The following is an 18,802-nucleotide window of genomic DNA, read 5'->3' on the forward strand; positions in this document are numbered from 1 at the left end:
AGGGGTTGAAATAGTGGATGAATTAAGCAGGAAACTGAATCAATATTTTGCCGGCAGGGTTGTAAGAAAGGATTTAACAAAAAAGATAAAAGAAGGTGCAAATGTACCCGTATTTGTTCTTGAATATCTTTTGGGTATGTATTGTGCCACTGATGATGAAGATGGGATTAATGAGGGCGTTGAAACAGTAAAAAGAATTTTGGCTGAAAATTTTGTGCGCCCTGATGAAGCAGAGAAGGTAAAATCCAAGATTAGGGAGATAGGAAAATATACCGTTATTGATAAGGTTAGTGTAAAACTTAATGAAAAGAAGGACATCTATGAAGCCGAATTTTCAAATTTGGGAATAAAGGGAGTAGCCATATCACCTACATATGTAAAACAATATGAAAAACTCCTTTGTGGGGGAATATGGTGCATTATAAAAATGGATTATTACTATGATGAAGAGGCTAGAGGGACAAGCCCTTTTAATATTAGCAATTTGACCCCCATACAAATGCCTAATCTTGATATGGAAGAGATAATAAACGGCAGAAAATATTTCACAAAAGATGAATGGATAGACATTCTCTTAAGGTCCATAGGAATGGAACCTACAAGATTCGAAAATAATGTGAAGTGGCATCTTCTGGCTAGGATGATACCTTTAGTGGAGAATAACTACAATCTCTGCGAACTGGGGCCAAGGGGTACGGGCAAATCCCATGTTTATAAGGAGATTTCTCCAAACAGCATTTTGGTATCAGGTGGTCAGACGACGGTTGCAAACCTATTTTACAATATGGCTTCAAGGCAGATTGGCCTTGTTGGACTTTGGGATTGTGTGGCTTTTGACGAGGTAGCAGGAATTTCATTTAAAGATAAAGATGGAATTCAAATAATGAAAGATTACATGGCTTCGGGCTCCTTTGCCAGGGGGAAGGAAGAGAAGAATGCTTCTGCTTCTATGGTATTTGTTGGCAATATTAATCAGAGCGTGGATGTATTGTTAAAAACATCCCACCTCTTTGAACCGTTTCCTGAGGCAATGGCCAATGATACAGCATTCTTTGACAGGATGCATTATTACATACCTGGGTGGGAGATACCCAAAATGCGACCGGAGTTTTTTACAGATGAATACGGTTTTATTACTGATTACGTATCAGAGTTCATGAGGGAAATGAGAAAACGGTCCTTCTCTGATACACTGGATAAGTTCTTTAAACTGGGCAACAACTTAAACCAAAGAGATGTTATTGCAGTAAGAAAAACAGTTTCAGGACTTGTAAAACTCATATACCCTAACGGTGAGTTTGCAAGGGACGATATAGAAGAAATACTGCGTTATGCACTGGTAGGAAGAAGGCGTGTTAAAGAGCAGTTAAAGAAAATAGGGGGTATGGAGTTTTATGATGTTCATTTCTCATACATAGATAATGAAACAATGAGCGAGGAATTTGTTTCAGTTCCTGAGCAGGGCGGTGGCAAAATAATACCTGAAGGCATGGGTAAACCAGGTCATCTTTATACCATTGCCAGAGGGAAATCAGGTATGATAGGGGCTTATAAGATTGAAACCCAGGTTATATCAGGTACCGGTAAATTTGAAAGGACAGGTCTTGGTTCCGATAGAGAGGCAAAAGAAAGTATAGAGACAGCCTTCAGGTACTTCAGAGCAAACAGCAAAAATATAAGCGGAAGTATAAGTGTTACCACAAAGGATTATTTGATGCATGTACAGGATATACATGGAGTAGGGATGACTTCTGAACTTGCATTGGCAGCCTTTGTAGCACTATGTTCAGGGGCATTGGGTAAGCCTCCACAGAGCCAGTTGGTTGTTCTGGGTTCACTCAGCATAGGCGGTACAATAATAAAGGTTGAGGAATTAGCAAATGTGCTGCAGGTATGTTTTGATTCAGGTGCCAAGAGGGTGCTTCTTCCAATGGCATCTGCAGTGGATATTCCTACTGTTCCGCCTGAATTGTTTGCAAAGTTTCAGATTTCATTCTACCAGAGTCCAGAAGATGCGGTATTTAAGGCACTTGGGGTGGAGTAGTTTGAGTTTGTGCAAGGATAGGAGTATTTTTACTTATATATTAATGGAAAGTTTACCAAGAACTATCTGCCAGTATTATGTAAGGAGTGAAATAAGATGTTAATTCCGATAAGTATCGAAGAAAATAATATTGACACCAGTGATACTGAGATTAGCAATTCAACCTTTAAAGATTTAAAGTTAAAAGAAGAGCATATTGAAGAGTTTCTTAGGAAAAACATTGAGGTAATATTTGGCGAAGAAGAAAGTCTTTTAATAGTAGGGCAGCAAGTAAACAATAAGGAAAAAGGACGAAGTGATTTAACTGCAATCGATGAAAATGGCAATATTGTTCTTATAGAGATAAAAAGAGATGCTGATGACATAAAGGGTAGAAAAGAAGCATTTGAATTCCAGGCAATTAGATATGCAGCAAGTTATGCTAAGATAAAGTCACCAGATGTTTTAGTTAATAAAATATTCTCAAAATATATCGAAAAGCATAAAGAAGAGTTTGAATTGGGAGATTTAACACCTGCTGAGAAAGGGAAAAGAATAATAAACGATTTTCTAATAAGTAATAATTCTTTAAAAACATTCAACCAAAAGCAAAGAATAATATTAGTCGCATCATCATTTGATACTCAAACATTATCCGCTGTGGCTTGGCTAATATCAAATAATGTTGATATCAGTTGCTTTAGTATTATGCCATTAAAGATAAACAACCAAGTGTTTTTACAGGTTGATAGGATTCTTCCCCCTTCAAGTATAGAGGATTTTTATATAGATATTGAGGATAACAAAGAAGTTGAAGTGGGGAAAAACCAAACTGAAATTATCAGAACTAATCTTCCCAGGATGCCTAAATTGTTCGAATGGGGTCTGCTAAAAAAAGGAGATAAGTTGTATATAAGAAATCATGATAAGGAAGCATCAACGGCCGAAGTTATCGACCAAAGATTTGTTAACTACAAAGGCAATAAGATTACCTATAATCAATGGGGGCAGGATGTAACGGGATGGTCGTCAATATGTATCTATGAATGGGCAGTAAAGTTAGATTGTGATAAAACTTTAGATAGCCTAAGGCGTGAGAAACTTAGAGAGATTGATAACGAGGAGTAAATATAATATAGTATTAGGAAGTGTGTTTCATGGATAGATATGAAAGAATACTCGGAGGGCTTTTTGGGGTCGCTTGTGGTGATGCTCTGGGTGGAACGCTTGAGTTTATGTCAAAGGATGAGATTAAAAGAAAGTACGGATACTTAAAGGACATTATCGGTGGTGGCTGTTGGAGCCTTAAACCTGGGGAAGTGACAGACGATACAATGATGACAATTGCTGTTGCGCAAGGCATTCTGGATAACCCGGAGAATCCTATCGAAGATATTGGGAGACACTTTATTGAATGGTATGATAGTAAACCTAAAGATATCGGCAATATTATCCAAATTGCACTTAGCGAGTATAAACGAAGCAATGACTGGACGAAAACAGCCTACTACGCTCATCAGGCAACAGGCGGTATGAGCGCCGGCAATGGTTCACTTATGAGATGCTTACCGGTTGCATTATATTATAATGATGTTGAAAAAATGCTGGAGATAACTGCTTCACAAAGTGTTCTTACCCATTATGACCAAAAAGCAACGGATGCCTGCCAGTTTTATAATCTGATAGTTTACCAGTATCTCAATGGTAAGCCTAAAGTGCCTTGTATAAGAGAATACATAGAAAAGTATCCAGAATATAAGCAAGTATTCCGGTTATCAAAAGAAGAATTGAAACCAACGGGATATGTGTTTGATACCTTAATATGTGCATTATGGTGTTTTATTAATACTTCATCCTTTGAGGATGCCATCTGCGAAGCGGCCAATCTGGGCGGAGATGCGGATACTATAGCCGCGATTACCGGTGGAATGGCTGGAGTGTATTACGGCTATGATGCTATCCCTGGCAGGTGGAAGGAAAAAATATTAGTAAAAGAGCAGTTAACTTCTATTGCAAAGAGGATGATAGAAAGGTTCAAGGGTAATTCCAGTCGGTTTTAAGGAGAGAATTTGCATGAATAGGTGTCAATGGTGTGGAAGAGTGCCAAGCGGTTTTGGAATGGTAGTTTTAACTATAAAAGAAGACGAGCCATCCCAATCTCTATGTAGAGACTGCTACAATGAGTTTGCTGCTAATATGCTTGGAATTGAAGATTATAAAGATTTTGAAAAAGAGGCTACCTTTATAGATTGCGATGGAATAGAACATCGCTTTCAAATAGGAAAAATGATTAACCCAACAGGTATTTGTTGGGAAGCGGTAGAGTTTATAGGCGAAAATAAAATAGGCTATTCTTTTGAAGTACATCAGGATTTTGAAGAAGATTCAAATGATGCCCTGGAAAGACTTTATAAAAAGATAAAGAAAGGACTATCAAAAAAATTTATAAGGAAAGAAGTAGTTCAAGGACAAGAACTTATCTCTATTAAGGAAAATGTAGTAGAAGGGCGTATTGAATGGGATGATAGATATGATGACAGAACACCCAAATTTATCATAGACGGTCAGGAATACAGCCTAGAAGAATTCGGTAGGATATTGATGTCCTGCGAAGGATGGAACTTTAGATTAGAAATAATTGAACCTACAGAGTAAGTCTACATTCACAGTATCAAATTTAAGATAAAAACATTGCACATACCTATAATATAACGTAAAATATAAGTATACAGAGAGAGCATATTCTCTTACACAGCCAGTAGATGCTGGAATAAGTTAAGAGAGTATGCTTTTTGTGTTTTATAGAGTTATTAAGGAGGTAGGTAATGCTTACTATTGCTGATTTTTCAAGGAAGATAATTTTTGATTTAAATAAAACATTTCCTATAGCAAGGGTCCAGGGAAAGTATGTTATTGTGGAGTCTAACCCAAACAGTGTGTCTATACCTGTTAGTAGTATTTATAGGGAATATCAGCAAGTAAAGGATTATAGGAAAACTTTAAAATTATATGTTGACATTATTAATGATATTCTAAATCAATATAAGTTTAAGATTGATTACAACAGTGTGTATCCATTCCTTAAAAGCATGGATTTTGGGAAAGGGGAAAATGATATTCAATTTTACCGGGAACAGGCTTTTACAGATATAGATGTACTTTATGTTTCAGACATGGGGGAAACTTTTAGGTTTATTTTGCAAACTGATGATGTAGATTTTGAAAAGGTAAAAAAGAGAGCATGGGAAAACCTGAATAAACTTTCTAATATACTGGTACGACTAGATGATGCATTCAACATATTTTGTTTGCGTTATGCTACAGATTTCAATGCTTCGTTCCTGCTTAGTGATTCAATGCAAAAACAGATAATAAAAAAAGTAGGACGGGATTATCTTTTTGCAATCCCTTCTTCATCTACGTTACTTGTGGCTAAGTATCACCTTGAATATATAAAAATTATAAAATCATTGATTATTGCAGATAAAGACCCGAATAGGATTTCGGACAAAATTTATCAGTATAAAAATGGGGTATTTGATATTATAGATGAAGGATATTGAAGGGTAAAAGGAATAAGGAACAAGTATAGTTTCAAAGGGATTGCAAGGATGCTTTTCAATTGATTTAGAGATAGTAAATTCATATAATATAAAAAGTAATATATGGGAAAGGAGATATGGCAGTATGAATAAGGTTTTAATTGAATGTGGTGCTCTTATTGATAAATATGAATTAAATAGGGATAGTATCATGGAACAATTGCAGTCTATAAAAGTAGATAAAGGAACAGAGGAGTTTATCACTGCATACAATGATGATTTTCGGTATACTTTGGTTGGTGAAATTAAGGAAAATCAGGTGGTTTTAACTAATATTGAAAAGGCTATTGCTTTTAGAAGGATGGATAACACTGATTTATTCGAATTTGTAAAAAAGGGACAAGGTTTATAGAGAAATTAGGATAAAGGAACAAGGCTTTGGGGATAAGGCTGTATATCCTGCAAAGCCTTATTTTGTTATGATATGGATATTTCAAATTTTACTTTCTCCAAAAAATTCCTTATAGTAGGCATGTTGTTCATTAGGAGTTTGTATTTACCGGGTTCTATTTCATTATGAATCTGATTTAAGTACTGTTCAATCGTTTGAAGGTTGGATAGGCAATAGGTATCATAGTTTTTAGGATTAAGGAAGCATAGTACTAATAATTCAATTGCTTCACCTAACTCCCTTGAAGCCTTATCTCCTATGATATCCTTTATAACCTGTTGCAGGTAATTTAGTTCCAGCCTAAAAACTTCTAAGTTTATCATTATAACCACTCCTCGCAAGAGATTTTCGGGTATTATATAGGTGAGTTCATAGAAAATCAAAAAATCAGTGCAAAAATTTTATTTAACGAATTAAGTATAACTTTATACAAAGGTAATAAAATATTACATAAATGTATAAAATATTGACACAAAACTAATATTGATGTAATATAATATTACAAAAGGAGGGATTAAAGATGTCAAAGGATATTTCCATTGGATTAAAAATAAAGGCTATTAGAGAGGCAAGGGGATTAAGCCAGATTGAGGTAGTAGAAAGACTTGCTGAAAAGGGTATTAACATGAGCAGGGAAACATTGAGCAAAATAGAAAACGGCAACAGGACTGTATCGGCTGTGGAGTTAAATTCCATATGCAAAGTTCTGAATATAGATATAAACATTCTTTTTGAAGATGAAGAAGACGATGACTTAGTTACGCTATTCAGAAAGAAAAATTTTTCGGAAAAAACGATTGAAGAAGTTGAGAAACTCCAGGATATGATAAAGATGTTTGTTTACCAAAAGAAAATATACAATGGAGAGTTTAAACTACAAAAGAGAAAGCCACTGTGGGAGGAGTGTTAAAATTGCAAAAGAATAATTTGAATCTCCCAGAGGAATCCTTCAGACTGCAAATCAAAGATTTAGCAGAAGAAGTAAGAATAAAATTTGCAAGGAAAGGGCTTTCTGATATATTTGATATTTTATCAGAGGCTGCATTTTTAATAAGAAAACCATTGGATACAGATGAATTATCAGGGTTTACTACCTATTTTGAGGGACAGTTTATTGTCTATTTAAACAGCAATTTTACTTTGGGACATGAACGCTATACTGGCGCCCATGAACTATACCATCTTATTTATAATGCCGACATCCTGAAAAAAGAAAAAATCCTTTTGAATGATGAAAAGCATAAAGAGGAAGATGCGAAAGCGGATGTATTTGCTTCCGAATTTTTAATGCCTGAGGACTATGTAAAAGAAGTATTTTATAAAATTGTTAATGTAGATAAAAACAGTATTTTGCCAAGGCATATCATTAGAATGCACAATTATTTTAAAGTAAGTTATAAGGCTATGTTAAAAAGGCTTATCCAACTTAATTTATGCTCTATTGACAAATATGAGGAACTGGTAGACATCTGTTCACTGGGAAATACGGAACAACTCCAATCTTTAACCATACGGGAAGGCTACAGTATAGACTTGATAACTCCATCAAAAGAAACATATGTGCCAAAAGAATATATTGAGTTTATAAAAACCAACTACGAAAGAGGGAATATTTCATACAAGAACATGAAAACCAGCCTTGAATTTATCGGACTGGCTCCTGAACAATTCGGATATGAGTATCCCTTGGAAGAGGACTATTAACATGAGATATTCAGGAGCCATATCTGATGCTGATATCCTGATTAATTTAGCCAGGGTTAACAGATTGGACATTTTAGAACTTTTATTTAAAGAAATCATCATTCCTCAATTTGCATATGACATTGAAATAAAGAAAAATGCAGGAAGATATTATGGTTTGATTAACGAAGCAATTCATAAGGACGGGAGTATATTTAAGATTGTAGATAGGAAGAAAGATATATCTATAAACATACTTGCAAGAGATATCATCGAAGATAAGAAAAAGGTAATAGGTCCAGGAGAAAGTGAATGTGCAGGATATGTCCAGGCGTTGAGAATTCCAATAATAATATCAGATAATTACACTGAATTTAAGTGGCTGGATGAGTTTATTACCCTTACACACAATAATATTCTGGCTTTATGTGTGTATTTTGGTGAGATTACAAAAAACGAAGCAGAAGATATTTTTAATAATATTAATAGCAAATTGACTCATCCAACTAAGGACTCATTTGAAGAGCAGTATAGAAAGGCTTTTATAAGATTTGAGAGAAATGGCTGGAAAGGATATTTAGGCATATGAAGACAGGAATATGGGTTAAAGGGATAAGGTTAGATGGAAGTATTAATTGTTAGAATGTAATTGTGTTCTTCTTTAATATGCGCTACAATAGCGTTAGTGACACAGGCGGAGAGCATATTCTCTTTATACAGCCAGATTCGTTTTGGCAGTAATTAAGGAGAATGTGCTTTTTTATTTTTTGAAAGAAAATTCGAGGCGATAAAATCAAGGTTAGAGGTGATGGATATGAGAGTGACTTTTCAGGAAGAGAGTTTTAATGAAAAATGCTTTAATAAGATATTCCAAGGATTATCATTCAAGTGGATTGGGTTAGAGTTGCCAATGATAAAGGAAATAGCAGAAGTAGAAAGGATAGAGAATTATAAACTACCATTATTGATGTTTTTACTTGAGGATGATACATTGCTTCACATGGAAATTATAAGTGATAAAATAAAACCTGACCTCCAGAGCATGCTGACCTATGACATGAGTATAGTATTGAGATATAGGATGCAGGTAAAGACTGTTATTCTGAATTTTGGAAGCAAGCAAAATAGCAATTTTCAGAGGAGTTTTGGTTCAGTTTATTATAATACTCAAATTGTAGATTTATCAGGACTTGATGGAGAAAGAGTGCATAAGGAAATTAGTCAAAAAATTAGTTCGGGTTTTCCTATTAATGAGGCTGACAAACTGAGCCTGGTATTTCTTCCATTTATGAAGAATTCCTTACCTTTTAATGAAGTGTTGCTGAAGGTTATGTCAATCATAGGGAAAATAAAGGATGAAGAAGAAAGGATAGCGTACTTAACAGTAATTTCAGAAATTGTATCGAGATTAATAGGTAAACAAGGGGTTGAGGTTTTAAAGGAATATCTCATGGATACGGAGGTAGGATTAAGTATAAAAGATGCAGGGGTTAAGGAGGGAATGCGGGAATCAATAATTATAATACTTTTGGAGAAATTTAACGTCCTACCTGATGACATCTACTATGCAATTGCGAAACAAAACAACGAGGACACATTAATGAAATGGCTTCAGATGGTGACCAGCATTTGCAGTATAGACGAACTAAAGAAAATGGTATTTAACATCGAATAAAAAATCCTATAAGATTACTATTGTTCCTATAAGTCATATTTCTCCTATTTCCTTAACACCTTATGCCCTGAACCCTATTAATTATATGTATATTAGTTGAGATGGGAAAAGGCTTATGTATAAAGGAATTGAAAGTGTTTTAAGGCGACAAAAATTTTGGCAGACTTTATTACAAATGCATGACATTTTATAAATTTGGACCTGACAAATTTTTTTGTGCGCGCTACAATTATCTTATAAATTTATATTTCAGAGGGGATGATTATAGATGAAAAAGAAAATAAAAAATATTATGCTTTATATAGCCATACCAACCACTATTGCATATATAGTTTTTTTCTTGCTTTATTATTTTTATCAGAGAATGTTTTATGAATACAGGTTACTGGCAATTATACCGTTCTTAATAGTTACAATGTATTTAATGATAGATAACATAAGAGAGTGGAAGGTGATAAAGCAGCAGAGTTAGATGACAAGGGGTAAGGGAAAAGATGAGGTTAAACCTTATCCCTTGTCCCTAAATCCTGTAAAGAGTAAAGGGTACAGGAAGCAGGTTAGGAGTTATGAAGTATGTAATAATAAGTCTAATAGTATGTATCACAATTGTCAGCATTTCTGCAATAATAGGCATTATAAAACGAAAATAGAAAGTATTATAGATAGCAAAAAAACAGGCAAAATGAGCCTGTTTTTTTAAGCCTTAAACTAATGTTTCTATTGCTGCCTCCAATTCTTCTTGTCTTGGAATGGTATATACCTGAGCCGTAACAAAACCTGAAGAGTGACCTGCTAACTTGGCAACTACAGAAATATCAACGCCATTTTTGAGTAAAGTTCGGCAAAAATAATGTCTGAAGGAATGGATAGTTACATCAGTAATCCCGATTTGTTCACAGTATTTTTTAAAAATCTTCCAGATTCCTGACCTAGTGTAAGGGGTCTTGCGCTCAGAAATAAACAGATTATCATACTCTGTTTTAATGTTCTTTCTAATCTCCATCCAGTTGTTTATTGCATCCCGAACATCCTTATGCAGAGGTATATAGCGTACTTTATTTTGTTTACCTATGACTTTTAATGTCCCTTTTCGTTCACTGATTTCAAAGTCGCTTAAACGGATATTTATGAGTTCAGAATTTCTAACTCCACATCTGGTTAAAATTTCAAACATAGCGATGTGAGCCTTATTTCCACAACGATATATATGACGGCGTAAGGCACGATAGGTTTGTTCATCTATAGACTTGGGAGCAGCAGGCGATTGTATCTTTATTTTTTTAAGATTCTGTGCGGGATTGTGTTTAATATATTTTTCTGATACTAAAAAAGAGAAGTAACATTTTAAACTAGCCAGCCTAAGGTTAATAGTTGTTTCCTTTAAATGTCTTGTTCCTTGCATATATGAGCGCATATCTCTGATATCAATTTCAGTTACCACAGAAGGGTTAAAACTTATACCATTGGTTTCTTCAAACCATTTCGCAAATGCTTGTATGTGTTCAATATATGTCTTAATTGTAGAGTCAGACCTATCTATGCTTATTAAATAAGCAGCAAATTCATCAAGATAAAGATTACCATCACTTAATCCCTTATTATCTCCCATTATCAACATCCTTCCATATAAGTTTTTAATACTATAAAAGATATTGGATAAGGGTTTCAAGTGGGTGTTAAAGTTTTGTTTCCAATTTTTCAAGAGATAATGAGTGATTATTGGGGATTTTTATTTAGTTTTAAGGGAAATTGGAAAAAGAATTTAGATTTTGTTGACAAGTTTTGTGGAAAAAATATGAAACTTGTCCTATAATTTATATAAGTAATAAATATATTTTGTGAGGTTTTCGTATGAAGCAATTTCCTGATTTACATAACTGGTTTGATATAAGTGAGTACTATGAGCATAATCAGTGCAGAACAATTACACTGCTTTGGAAAAAAGATTTGAAAGAAGATGACATACAGCGCTTTGTAGTTGAATTCGCTAAATTGATTTGTAGAGTACGGTGTAATGGGGAATTAGTATTAAAAGATAATGGTGAAGATTTATGTTATAAATTTCAGCAAGTAATTGATAATAAAATTGAATTAGAGAAAGAAGAAAAAGAGTACCTTGCTCAATCTATTTTTTTTGATGGAATGATAAGTCAATCTAAGTATAATAAAACAAAAAATTATATTGAATCTCTAGACCGAGAAGCGTTTAATGGGTATTTTGGTGAGGTATTGTTTTATATTGTAAGAGAACAATGTCTTGAAGATGAAAAAATAATAATTGAACCGAGTTGTCCTAAAACATATTCGAAGCAGCCAGGCTTAGATTATGTTGAAATTAGAAAAAGTGATTATGACTATTATTTTATTATTGGAGAAGTCAAAACCACTGATGATACAATTGATGATTATCCTGACAGAATTCTTGATTCATTAATAGAGAGACCTGTACATCTAATACATCAAACAATTAATGCTTTTAAAGAACGGACCAAATATAGTGCACCGGAAGATTTAAAGAATTTTATCAACAGAATGCCAATATACTTTATGAATAAGAATCCAACAAAACATAAAAGATTTGCAGGGGTTATTAATTATGGGAGGAACTCTCCTCCACAAAAAACTGTATTTAAAAACTTTTGCACTAAATGTGCAACTCATTTGTATGATAGCAGTGAGTGTAGAAAAATAAAATTAATTGGAATTAAAGGAATGAAAGATATTAAAGAAAGAGTGTTGGAAGTAATATGGACAAACTTATAGATATGAATAAGTTATATCTTTGCTTAAAAGATATTATCGAGAATAAAAAAGAAGTAGAAAGGGTCAGGGAAGTTATTATTGACCTTCATTTTTACATACAAAAATTTATACTCGATAGAAAAGAAGTAGATAATATCGACCGAACTTCTATGGAAAGCATTTCAATGTATTTACTTTCCTTGTTAACTAATGTAACAAGTGAAGAAATGAAAAAATATATTCAAGACTTTTATATTGAAGGATTAAATATTGCTGGACTAATATTTGAGTTGCTTGCTGATGTAGAGTTTGAAGGCTTTGAAAAAAAGCATCAGTACTTATTTTATTCCTCAGTTTCATACAGTTTAGCAGATAAAGAAGCAAGTGCAGCGGTCATAGGTAAAAGGTTGAAGTCGATTATTGAAAATGACAAAATCCCCAGTTTGGATATTGATGTTAAAAAATCATGGATATATATTTGCCTTACTTTAAGTAGAGAATTTAAAACAATATATAAAGATAGAAATCAATTGGACTTATCAATTAAATTATCTAAAAATACTATATGGGATTTTTTGAATAGAATTTTAATCCTAAATGCTTGTTCATTTGTTGACGGATTTGATAATGAAATCATATTTGAAAATATGGAGGAACTAAAGAACTTTTTAATACAACAGGATGATATAGAGACCTTATTTTATATTTCATTATTGAGTGAAGTGTTACACAAAATGCACAGTAAAAGTGTGTGGTCAATACTTCCACGGGAAGGCTTTACAAATGAATATATAAAAGTCCTAACAAAGTATGATAGTAGAAATGTTTATGAATTATGGAAATCCCAGTTAGATGCTTTGAGGTGCAATAATAAAGGATTTAATTATCTAAGCGAAAATATAAAAAGAGTACTTATTTCTATGCCTACAAGTGCAGGAAAAAGTTTTGTCGCAGAATTAGCGATAGTGAAGGCGCTACAGTTATCGGAAGATAAGGTATGTATATATGTAACCCCAACACGGGCTCTTATGTCTGAGATTGAAAGTAACTTGTTCTATAGGTTAAGAAAAGTTGGATACAATGTTACATCAGTTCTTGACACTGATGAGAATGAATATGAGAATGATTTATTAAATCATGCTAATGTTCTTGTAGTAACACCTGAAAAACTAGATTTATTGTTACGGAGGCATAAAGAATTTATTGAAAGAATAAATTTGATTATTTTCGATGAGTTTCACAAAGTGGCTGATAACAGTAGGGGTTGGTTGTTAGAAACACTAATTACATGGTTCATGATTAAACAGCAACAATATGGTTTTAAAATTATTCTAATGTCGGCTATTGTTAGCAATAGTGAAGAAGTTAATGTTTGGCTCGAAAATGATGAGTTTAAACCTGTAGTATCGGAATGGACTCCAAGCAGGAGAGTTTATGGTGTATTAATTCCTGATACTGACCGTACTAAATATATAAGAATTAGTGATAAAAAAAGACAAAAAATAACTCCATATCGCCTTATTTATAAATATCTTGAAAGAAGAAGGGCTATAGAAGACGTAATTACAGATATAATAGTTGAATATAAAAATTCAAATAGACGGTGGAAAAAAAGCAATAATAAATATGATACAAAATACGACCGTTGTTTTAAGTTCATAAAAACATTGAATAACGGTAAAGTGTTGGTTTATTTTTTTACCAAAATAGACCTAGAGCGTTTTATTGAATATTCAGATAAATATCTGCCTTTAAAAAACGATGTGAGAATAAATAAACTAAAAGAATTTTTAGAGAGCCGACTAGGAAGTGAACACCCTCTGGTCAATAGCATATTATATGGAGTTGCCTATCATCATGGGGATTTACCTATTGAAGTAAGAAAAGAAATAGAAAAAGCATATAAGTCAGATTTAATAGATGTCTTAGCATGTACCACAACATTATCTGATGGGGTAAATTTACCAATCAAAAATTTTGTTTTAGGTTCTTTTACATCGTATGAAGGAGAACATAAATTATCCATTGCAGATTTTAAAAATATAGTTGGCAGGGCTGGAAGAGCCTATATTGATACTGAAGGAAAGATATTTTTGATTTTTCATCCAGAATACTATTTTAATAATGATAATAAAAGTTACTTCAGACAACTTTTATTTTGCGAATCTCAAGAAACTAATGTTTCAAGTTCGATGATTGAAGAATTTGATAAAATATACTCAATTATCGACCAGTTAGAGGAAGTAATAGAAATATCCATACAGGATGTGGAGAAATCCCTATTAGATTTTATTGATAGGTTACAGGTATTTATTTTTAGTTTATATGAAGAGCATATAAACTATATAAATAGTTATGATGATTTATATGAACTATTAATGAATTCACTATTTGCCAAACAAGCGGATGATAAAGCATTAGATAAGTTTGATAAAATATGTATTAAGTATTATGACTTTATTAAGGAATTAGATAAGAGCATTATAGAAAAATTTAATAGGACGGGACTTAGTTTTAGGTCTAATCGCATCTTGTTAGAAATTATTGACGAGATTTCAAAAAATGAAAGTGGATTCGATTTCCGGTTACAAACAATTATAACTCCAGAAATATTTGAAAAGATAATTGAATTAAAGGAAATTAGCCCTAAACAATATTATTATAAAGTAGGCAATAAAAAAGTTAATTATAATATCGACCATTATAAGGCTTTTATGAGTTGGATTAGTGGAGATAGTTTTCTCAAAATCCGGGACTCTATATTCTATGAAGACAATAATATCTCAAACAGAACCCAGACTTGTGTCAATTATATCAATGATATGTTTTTATATAAACTACCTTGGGCTTTTAGTTCTCTATATGCTTTAGCCAAAGATAGTTTAATGTTTGCTGATTTTATCTTAAAGGATTTACCCGCTAAAATAAAATATGGTGTGGAGAATTTGGAAGCAGTTAAATTATGTACATTAGGTATTGAATCCCGAGAATTGGCCAATACATTGGCAGTGCTATACGAGAACGAGTCATCCAAAGACCCTGAATGGGCTATAGATAAGTGGATTTTAGAAAAAAGATTTTACGAATTAGAAAAAAGCATAAAAGGAATAGATGATATTTCTATAAGGCAAATTGCAAGGGTTAGAACTAAATTGAGAAACAGAACTTCATTTTTAAGAGATACAGGTAAAATTATATGTGATGTAAGAGGATTACAGTTTTATGATTATTTCAATTTGTACAGTAATAAAAGTATAAATAAGAATACACAACTGTTATTAAATCATGAGCCTCAAAACTTATACGATGAATTCGCTATTGAAGTTAAAACTCTAAAGGGAGAAAAAATTGGCTATGTGCCTGCTGAATATTCAGAAGAAATATTTGAGTATATTCAAGGCGACCATGTTTTAAAGGTAGAGATTATTAGGTTAACAGCCAGAACAGTAGAAATAATAATAAAAGTTAGTAATTAAAAAGAAAATATATTAGTATTCATTTAAATTGATTATAAAACTTGATAAGAATGTGTAGCCCTCTTTATATTATACACAGTTTAGAAATAGGAATTTTATAGATATAAGGAGGGCTTATTTTATGCTTTTAAAATCGGAAGAAATTTATTCAAAATTCAATGAAGAAAATATTCAAGTTGTAATTCCTAAAAAATTACTATGCGCTTTATTGCAGCAGGCAGATAGACTTCGTGAAGTATTAGGTAATGAAGAAGAGGTAGTAAATAACTTTGCAATATATGAATATATAAGTAATGCCGAGATGTTAATGGTCAAATTACTTATCTTAATGGCCGAACCATATGGTAAAAAGGAAATTATTTTGGATATAAACATTGCAGAGTTTCTGGTCTTAAGGGATTTGGTATTTTGCAATTATTCATTACCACATCTAAGAGGGAAAATGAGGCCTTCTATCCGCAAAGCATACAAGGATTTTTATGATGAGATTGAAGACATCTTTGAAATGTTAGAGCAGGATGAAATAAAAGCATATTGGGATTATATTAAGAATTACAGAATAAAAGGTTGCATTCTTCATTAGGCAATAGGGAAAAGGCATTAGCAGGAATTAAATTCTGCCGATGCTTTTTTCTTATAGAAAATTTTACAACTGAAAAGATAACCTCAAAAGTTTGTAAAAATATTTTTTACAAACCGTATCTTTTTTTACACTTTTGGTGTATAATAAAGTAGGAGGTGTAAAAATGAGCATGGAATTATTATTCGAAAATCGAAAACTAATCGGTAAAAATATATTAAATATCATTAAAGACAATGGATATACAAAGTCTTCCTTTTCAAGGCTTACTAATATTTCACGGCCTACTTTAGATAAACTAATCAAAGGAGAAGTCGACAGCCTCGCTACATTCAAAACCCATATTCAAAAGATTTTGGACAGCCAGGACATGGATGAAGAACAACTACTAAATTATGTTCCAAAGTACAATGCGAAAAAGGAACCTGTTTTTGCGCTGTCTGACAATGCTCCAGAGAATCATGCCCTGAACCCTAATGCTCAAGAGATGTTTGGTATTTTAGAGGATATAGTTCATATGTGCGAACTGTATTACAATTAAGAAGGTGCAGATTATGTCGGAATTAATAACGAGTAATAATCTTGAGCAGGTTATTGAAAAAAATAACCTGATTAAAGATGATATATTAAGATTAACAAATGATTTTACAGTCAGATTTAATAAGTCGAGGGTAACGGGACAGGATAAACTGTCTTTTTCGGTATTAAAAGAGAAGCATTTAATCCAGATTCCCATTGATGATGAGTATTGGGGCGGGGCTATTATTACAAAGGGAAATATTAAAATACCAGTTATCAATACAGCCCAGCCCCGTGTCTATCAATATTTTGTGGCATGGCATGAAATATATCATTTGTTCTATGACCTCAATTTAATGGATGAGACCCATAATATTGCCGTTGATATGGATTTAAATGAAAGAAGAGCAGATTATTTTGCTGCAAAAATGATTTTTGGCAATGTGTACGACTACTACTATTCATTAGATGATGAAGATTTTATTGACAGAGTCATAAAATGCATGGATGTATATAAGGCACCATATAAGGCAGTACTGATAGAACTGTTCGAAGAAGCCGTTACAAAATATAATGATTTGGATTTAAAAGAAAAAATTCTTGAGCATTTTGATAATAAACCTGAGAACTTAGTGCAAAAATTTATAGATTTGGAATTGGATGCAGAGTTAGTAAAACCCTCATTTGTTGTAAGTTTGGGGGGATTAGAGAAAAAGATACAAAATGCTATGAAAGAAAACCCAGATGTCTCCCATCATAAAGATAATTATCAGTTTCTGCTCACGCTAAAGAATAAAATTAAAAAAGGAGTGGAGGGACTTGCCAAATGAAAGGAGAAGGCATAAAAGAATTAAAAAAATACCTTTCCACGGGCATGTCTCTCAAAGTTTGCATCCTGGATAATAACTCTGTTGAATTTTTAACATGGGTACGCAAGAGCGTCAGCCCTGAAAAGATATTTAGCCAGTATGATATGATTCTTATCCCCAAATGGGTATGGGTTGAGGTCTGTGATAGTGATAATAGAAAAAGTTACATAAATGATTTAAAACATTATTCGAAGGTCCAAATTATAGATGAAGTTGATTATTTAACATTGGTGGATTACAAAGAAGCAGAATTATACTATCTGTTTTTGCATTGCTGCTACAATGTGAGCAGGCTTGTTAGTTTTATCAAGAAAAACATCTTAAAAAATAGGCCTATAGAGGATTTAGACCCTTATGAGGAATGGCTTAGCGTGTTTTATGAAGAGGGACTAGACCAAAGAAAACTTTCAAACGGAAGAATTCAGAAGAAGAATGCAGGAGAGATATCTATTGCCGTTTTAAGTTATATCCTTTCCTATTATTACAGTGGAAGCATTGATATTATAACTATCTTCAGCAGTGACAGGGATACCTATGAATTTGTTTCTAAGGCTAAAGAAATGCTTTATAGAGATGAGCGATTTAAAGACAGGAGCAATACTTCCATAACTTTCAAATCGAATGACTTTTTGATTTATGAATGGACAAGGCTTGGGTATATAAACGAAGAAAATATTGATGCTTTTGTGGACAGTTACAGGCAGACGAGGAGAATAAAATTTACGAGAAAAAAACAGGATAATTCAATTGAGGAGCAAGACAAATTGATAGATAATGCAGCATTTTTAGAAATGTTAAAGGACAGCACGATACATTTAATCTTTTGAATATACTGGACTATAGTAAAAAGGTTTTAGTAGATTTTAAGCCTACCAAAACCTTTTTCTTATTGCTTTAATATTTCTTATCTTTTTTAAAGTATGATTGAACCTTTACGGTAAAAGAAAGAAGCATAATAAGGAATATACCTTGCAGGGAGCCTGCAATAAAGCGGATAAACATATTTTCTGTAATAATGGTAAATGGTAACAAAAACATGCTCATGAGAATTACCAGTTTTATAGTCAAAAAAACACTATGCCTCATAAAATACCTCCTTATGTCTGGAATTACACAAAATCTTATCCGATTACTACATATCATTTCAAGCAATAATTTTGACGTTTAAAATAAAGTTGTTTTATGTTAAAATAAAATACACAGCATAGATGGTTTAAATGCCATTGACACAGACATCTAAGT

At 32.7% G+C, this 18,802-nt stretch carries 19 protein-coding genes; 17 read left to right on the forward strand and 2 right to left on the reverse strand.

What is annotated here, in order from left to right:
* Positions 1–13: 13 nt before the first annotated feature.
* The 6 genes from brxL to CLOCL_RS01260 all read left to right on the forward strand — a co-directional run bounded on the left by brxL (position 14) and on the right by CLOCL_RS01260 (position 5,977).
* Positions 14–2,044 carry a protease Lon-related BREX system protein BrxL gene (brxL, locus tag CLOCL_RS01235; protein WP_014253632.1) on the forward strand — a complete coding sequence of 677 codons (2,031 nt, stop codon included), beginning with the start codon at positions 14–16 and terminating at the stop codon, positions 2,042–2,044.
* 96 nt (positions 2,045–2,140) lie between these two features.
* Positions 2,141–3,151 carry a PDDEXK family nuclease gene (locus tag CLOCL_RS01240; protein WP_014253633.1) on the forward strand — a complete coding sequence of 337 codons (1,011 nt, stop codon included), beginning with the start codon at positions 2,141–2,143 and terminating at the stop codon, positions 3,149–3,151.
* Positions 3,152–3,180: 29 nt separating this feature from the next.
* Positions 3,181–4,083 (forward strand): ADP-ribosylglycohydrolase family protein, encoded by a 903-nt coding sequence (locus CLOCL_RS01245; protein WP_014253634.1) that lies wholly within the window; start codon positions 3,181–3,183, stop codon positions 4,081–4,083.
* Positions 4,084–4,096: 13 nt separating this feature from the next.
* Positions 4,097–4,678, forward strand: a complete 582-nt coding sequence (locus CLOCL_RS01250) for a DUF7686 domain-containing protein (RefSeq protein WP_014253635.1) — start codon at positions 4,097–4,099, stop codon at positions 4,676–4,678.
* A 170-nt stretch (positions 4,679–4,848) separates the two neighbouring features.
* Complete coding sequence (locus CLOCL_RS01255) at positions 4,849–5,586, forward strand: DUF1444 family protein (RefSeq protein ID WP_014253636.1); 738 nt, start codon at positions 4,849–4,851, stop codon at positions 5,584–5,586.
* 124 nt (positions 5,587–5,710) lie between these two features.
* Entirely contained in the window at positions 5,711–5,977 is a 267-nt protein-coding gene (locus tag CLOCL_RS01260; protein WP_014253637.1) for a hypothetical protein, read from the forward strand.
* Positions 5,978–6,042: 65 nt separating this feature from the next.
* Here CLOCL_RS01260 and CLOCL_RS01265 read toward each other — a convergent pair whose 3' ends face one another.
* Entirely contained in the window at positions 6,043–6,339 is a 297-nt protein-coding gene (locus tag CLOCL_RS01265; RefSeq protein WP_014253638.1) for a hypothetical protein, read from the reverse strand.
* Positions 6,340–6,536: 197 nt separating this feature from the next.
* Between CLOCL_RS01265 and CLOCL_RS01270 the strand changes: the two genes are divergently transcribed.
* From CLOCL_RS01270 to CLOCL_RS01290, 5 genes are all read left to right on the forward strand, one after another.
* A complete protein-coding gene (locus CLOCL_RS01270; protein WP_014253639.1) occupies positions 6,537–6,926 on the forward strand; it encodes a helix-turn-helix domain-containing protein in 390 nt (129 codons plus the stop codon).
* Positions 6,920–7,720, forward strand: a complete 801-nt coding sequence (locus CLOCL_RS01275; RefSeq protein WP_245532828.1) for an ImmA/IrrE family metallo-endopeptidase — start codon at positions 6,920–6,922, stop codon at positions 7,718–7,720. The genes CLOCL_RS01270 and CLOCL_RS01275 overlap by 7 nt, the downstream gene beginning before the upstream one ends.
* A gap of 1 nt (position 7,721) precedes the next feature.
* Positions 7,722–8,288 (forward strand): PIN domain-containing protein, encoded by a 567-nt coding sequence (locus CLOCL_RS01280; protein ID WP_014253641.1) that lies wholly within the window; start codon positions 7,722–7,724, stop codon positions 8,286–8,288.
* A 225-nt stretch (positions 8,289–8,513) separates the two neighbouring features.
* The gene (locus CLOCL_RS01285; RefSeq protein ID WP_014253642.1) at positions 8,514–9,374 is read left to right on the forward strand and encodes a hypothetical protein; all 861 of its coding nucleotides are present in this window, start codon (positions 8,514–8,516) and stop codon (positions 9,372–9,374) included.
* Positions 9,375–9,642: 268 nt separating this feature from the next.
* A complete protein-coding gene (locus CLOCL_RS01290; RefSeq protein ID WP_014253643.1) occupies positions 9,643–9,846 on the forward strand; it encodes a hypothetical protein in 204 nt (67 codons plus the stop codon).
* Between the two features lie 231 nt (positions 9,847–10,077).
* On the opposite strand, the gene CLOCL_RS01300 is transcribed toward CLOCL_RS01290, so the two are convergent.
* Positions 10,078–10,983 (reverse strand): tyrosine-type recombinase/integrase, encoded by a 906-nt coding sequence (locus CLOCL_RS01300; protein WP_014253644.1) that lies wholly within the window; start codon positions 10,981–10,983, stop codon positions 10,078–10,080.
* 242 nt (positions 10,984–11,225) lie between these two features.
* Between CLOCL_RS01300 and CLOCL_RS01305 the strand changes: the two genes are divergently transcribed.
* From CLOCL_RS01305 to CLOCL_RS01330, 6 genes are all read left to right on the forward strand, one after another.
* Positions 11,226–12,137 carry a Hachiman antiphage defense system protein HamA gene (locus CLOCL_RS01305; protein WP_014253645.1) on the forward strand — a complete coding sequence of 304 codons (912 nt, stop codon included), beginning with the start codon at positions 11,226–11,228 and terminating at the stop codon, positions 12,135–12,137.
* Entirely contained in the window at positions 12,122–15,592 is a 3,471-nt protein-coding gene (locus CLOCL_RS01310; RefSeq protein ID WP_014253646.1) for a DEAD/DEAH box helicase, read from the forward strand. The genes CLOCL_RS01305 and CLOCL_RS01310 overlap by 16 nt, the downstream gene beginning before the upstream one ends.
* 121 nt (positions 15,593–15,713) lie before the next feature.
* On the forward strand, positions 15,714–16,175 hold the full coding sequence (locus CLOCL_RS22825) for a hypothetical protein (protein ID WP_014253647.1): 462 nt from the start codon (positions 15,714–15,716) through the stop codon (positions 16,173–16,175).
* A gap of 163 nt (positions 16,176–16,338) precedes the next feature.
* On the forward strand, positions 16,339–16,713 hold the full coding sequence (locus tag CLOCL_RS01320) for a helix-turn-helix domain-containing protein (protein ID WP_011837977.1): 375 nt from the start codon (positions 16,339–16,341) through the stop codon (positions 16,711–16,713).
* Between the two features lie 13 nt (positions 16,714–16,726).
* A complete protein-coding gene (locus tag CLOCL_RS01325; RefSeq protein ID WP_014253648.1) occupies positions 16,727–17,521 on the forward strand; it encodes an ImmA/IrrE family metallo-endopeptidase in 795 nt (264 codons plus the stop codon).
* Positions 17,518–18,387: a hypothetical protein gene (locus CLOCL_RS01330; RefSeq protein WP_011837975.1), complete on the forward strand. Its 870-nt coding sequence runs from the start codon at positions 17,518–17,520 to the stop codon at positions 18,385–18,387. The genes CLOCL_RS01325 and CLOCL_RS01330 overlap by 4 nt, the downstream gene beginning before the upstream one ends.
* The last annotated feature ends 415 nt before the right edge of the window (positions 18,388–18,802 follow it).

It is taken from the genome of Acetivibrio clariflavus DSM 19732, from assembly GCF_000237085.1.
Classification (GTDB): Bacteria; Bacillota; Clostridia; order Acetivibrionales; family Acetivibrionaceae; genus Acetivibrio; species Acetivibrio clariflavus.

Bases quoted from the DNA above. Each gene is read 5' to 3' on its own strand.
- CLOCL_RS01255 (WP_014253636.1), top strand. From the start codon at position 4,849: ATGCTTACTATTGCTGATTTTTCAAGGAAGATAATTTTTGATTTAAAT.
- CLOCL_RS01320 (WP_011837977.1), top strand. From the start codon at position 16,339: ATGAGCATGGAATTATTATTCGAAAATCGAAAACTAATCGGTAAAAAT.
- CLOCL_RS01250 (WP_014253635.1), top strand. From the start codon at position 4,097: ATGAATAGGTGTCAATGGTGTGGAAGAGTGCCAAGCGGTTTTGGAATG.
- CLOCL_RS01240 (WP_014253633.1), top strand. From the start codon at position 2,141: ATGTTAATTCCGATAAGTATCGAAGAAAATAATATTGACACCAGTGAT.
- CLOCL_RS01270 (WP_014253639.1), top strand. From the start codon at position 6,537: ATGTCAAAGGATATTTCCATTGGATTAAAAATAAAGGCTATTAGAGAG.
- CLOCL_RS01310 (WP_014253646.1), top strand. From the start codon at position 12,122: ATGGACAAACTTATAGATATGAATAAGTTATATCTTTGCTTAAAAGAT.
- CLOCL_RS01330 (WP_011837975.1), top strand. From the start codon at position 17,518: ATGAAAGGAGAAGGCATAAAAGAATTAAAAAAATACCTTTCCACGGGC.
- CLOCL_RS01285 (WP_014253642.1), top strand. From the start codon at position 8,514: ATGAGAGTGACTTTTCAGGAAGAGAGTTTTAATGAAAAATGCTTTAAT.
- CLOCL_RS01280 (WP_014253641.1), top strand. From the start codon at position 7,722: ATGAGATATTCAGGAGCCATATCTGATGCTGATATCCTGATTAATTTA.
- CLOCL_RS01325 (WP_014253648.1), top strand. From the start codon at position 16,727: ATGTCGGAATTAATAACGAGTAATAATCTTGAGCAGGTTATTGAAAAA.
- CLOCL_RS01245 (WP_014253634.1), top strand. From the start codon at position 3,181: ATGGATAGATATGAAAGAATACTCGGAGGGCTTTTTGGGGTCGCTTGT.
- CLOCL_RS01290 (WP_014253643.1), top strand. From the start codon at position 9,643: ATGAAAAAGAAAATAAAAAATATTATGCTTTATATAGCCATACCAACC.
- CLOCL_RS01265 (WP_014253638.1), bottom strand. From the start codon at position 6,339: ATGATAAACTTAGAAGTTTTTAGGCTGGAACTAAATTACCTGCAACAG.
- CLOCL_RS01305 (WP_014253645.1), top strand. From the start codon at position 11,226: ATGAAGCAATTTCCTGATTTACATAACTGGTTTGATATAAGTGAGTAC.
- CLOCL_RS01300 (WP_014253644.1), bottom strand. From the start codon at position 10,983: ATGGGAGATAATAAGGGATTAAGTGATGGTAATCTTTATCTTGATGAA.
- CLOCL_RS22825 (WP_014253647.1), top strand. From the start codon at position 15,714: ATGCTTTTAAAATCGGAAGAAATTTATTCAAAATTCAATGAAGAAAAT.
- CLOCL_RS01260 (WP_014253637.1), top strand. From the start codon at position 5,711: ATGAATAAGGTTTTAATTGAATGTGGTGCTCTTATTGATAAATATGAA.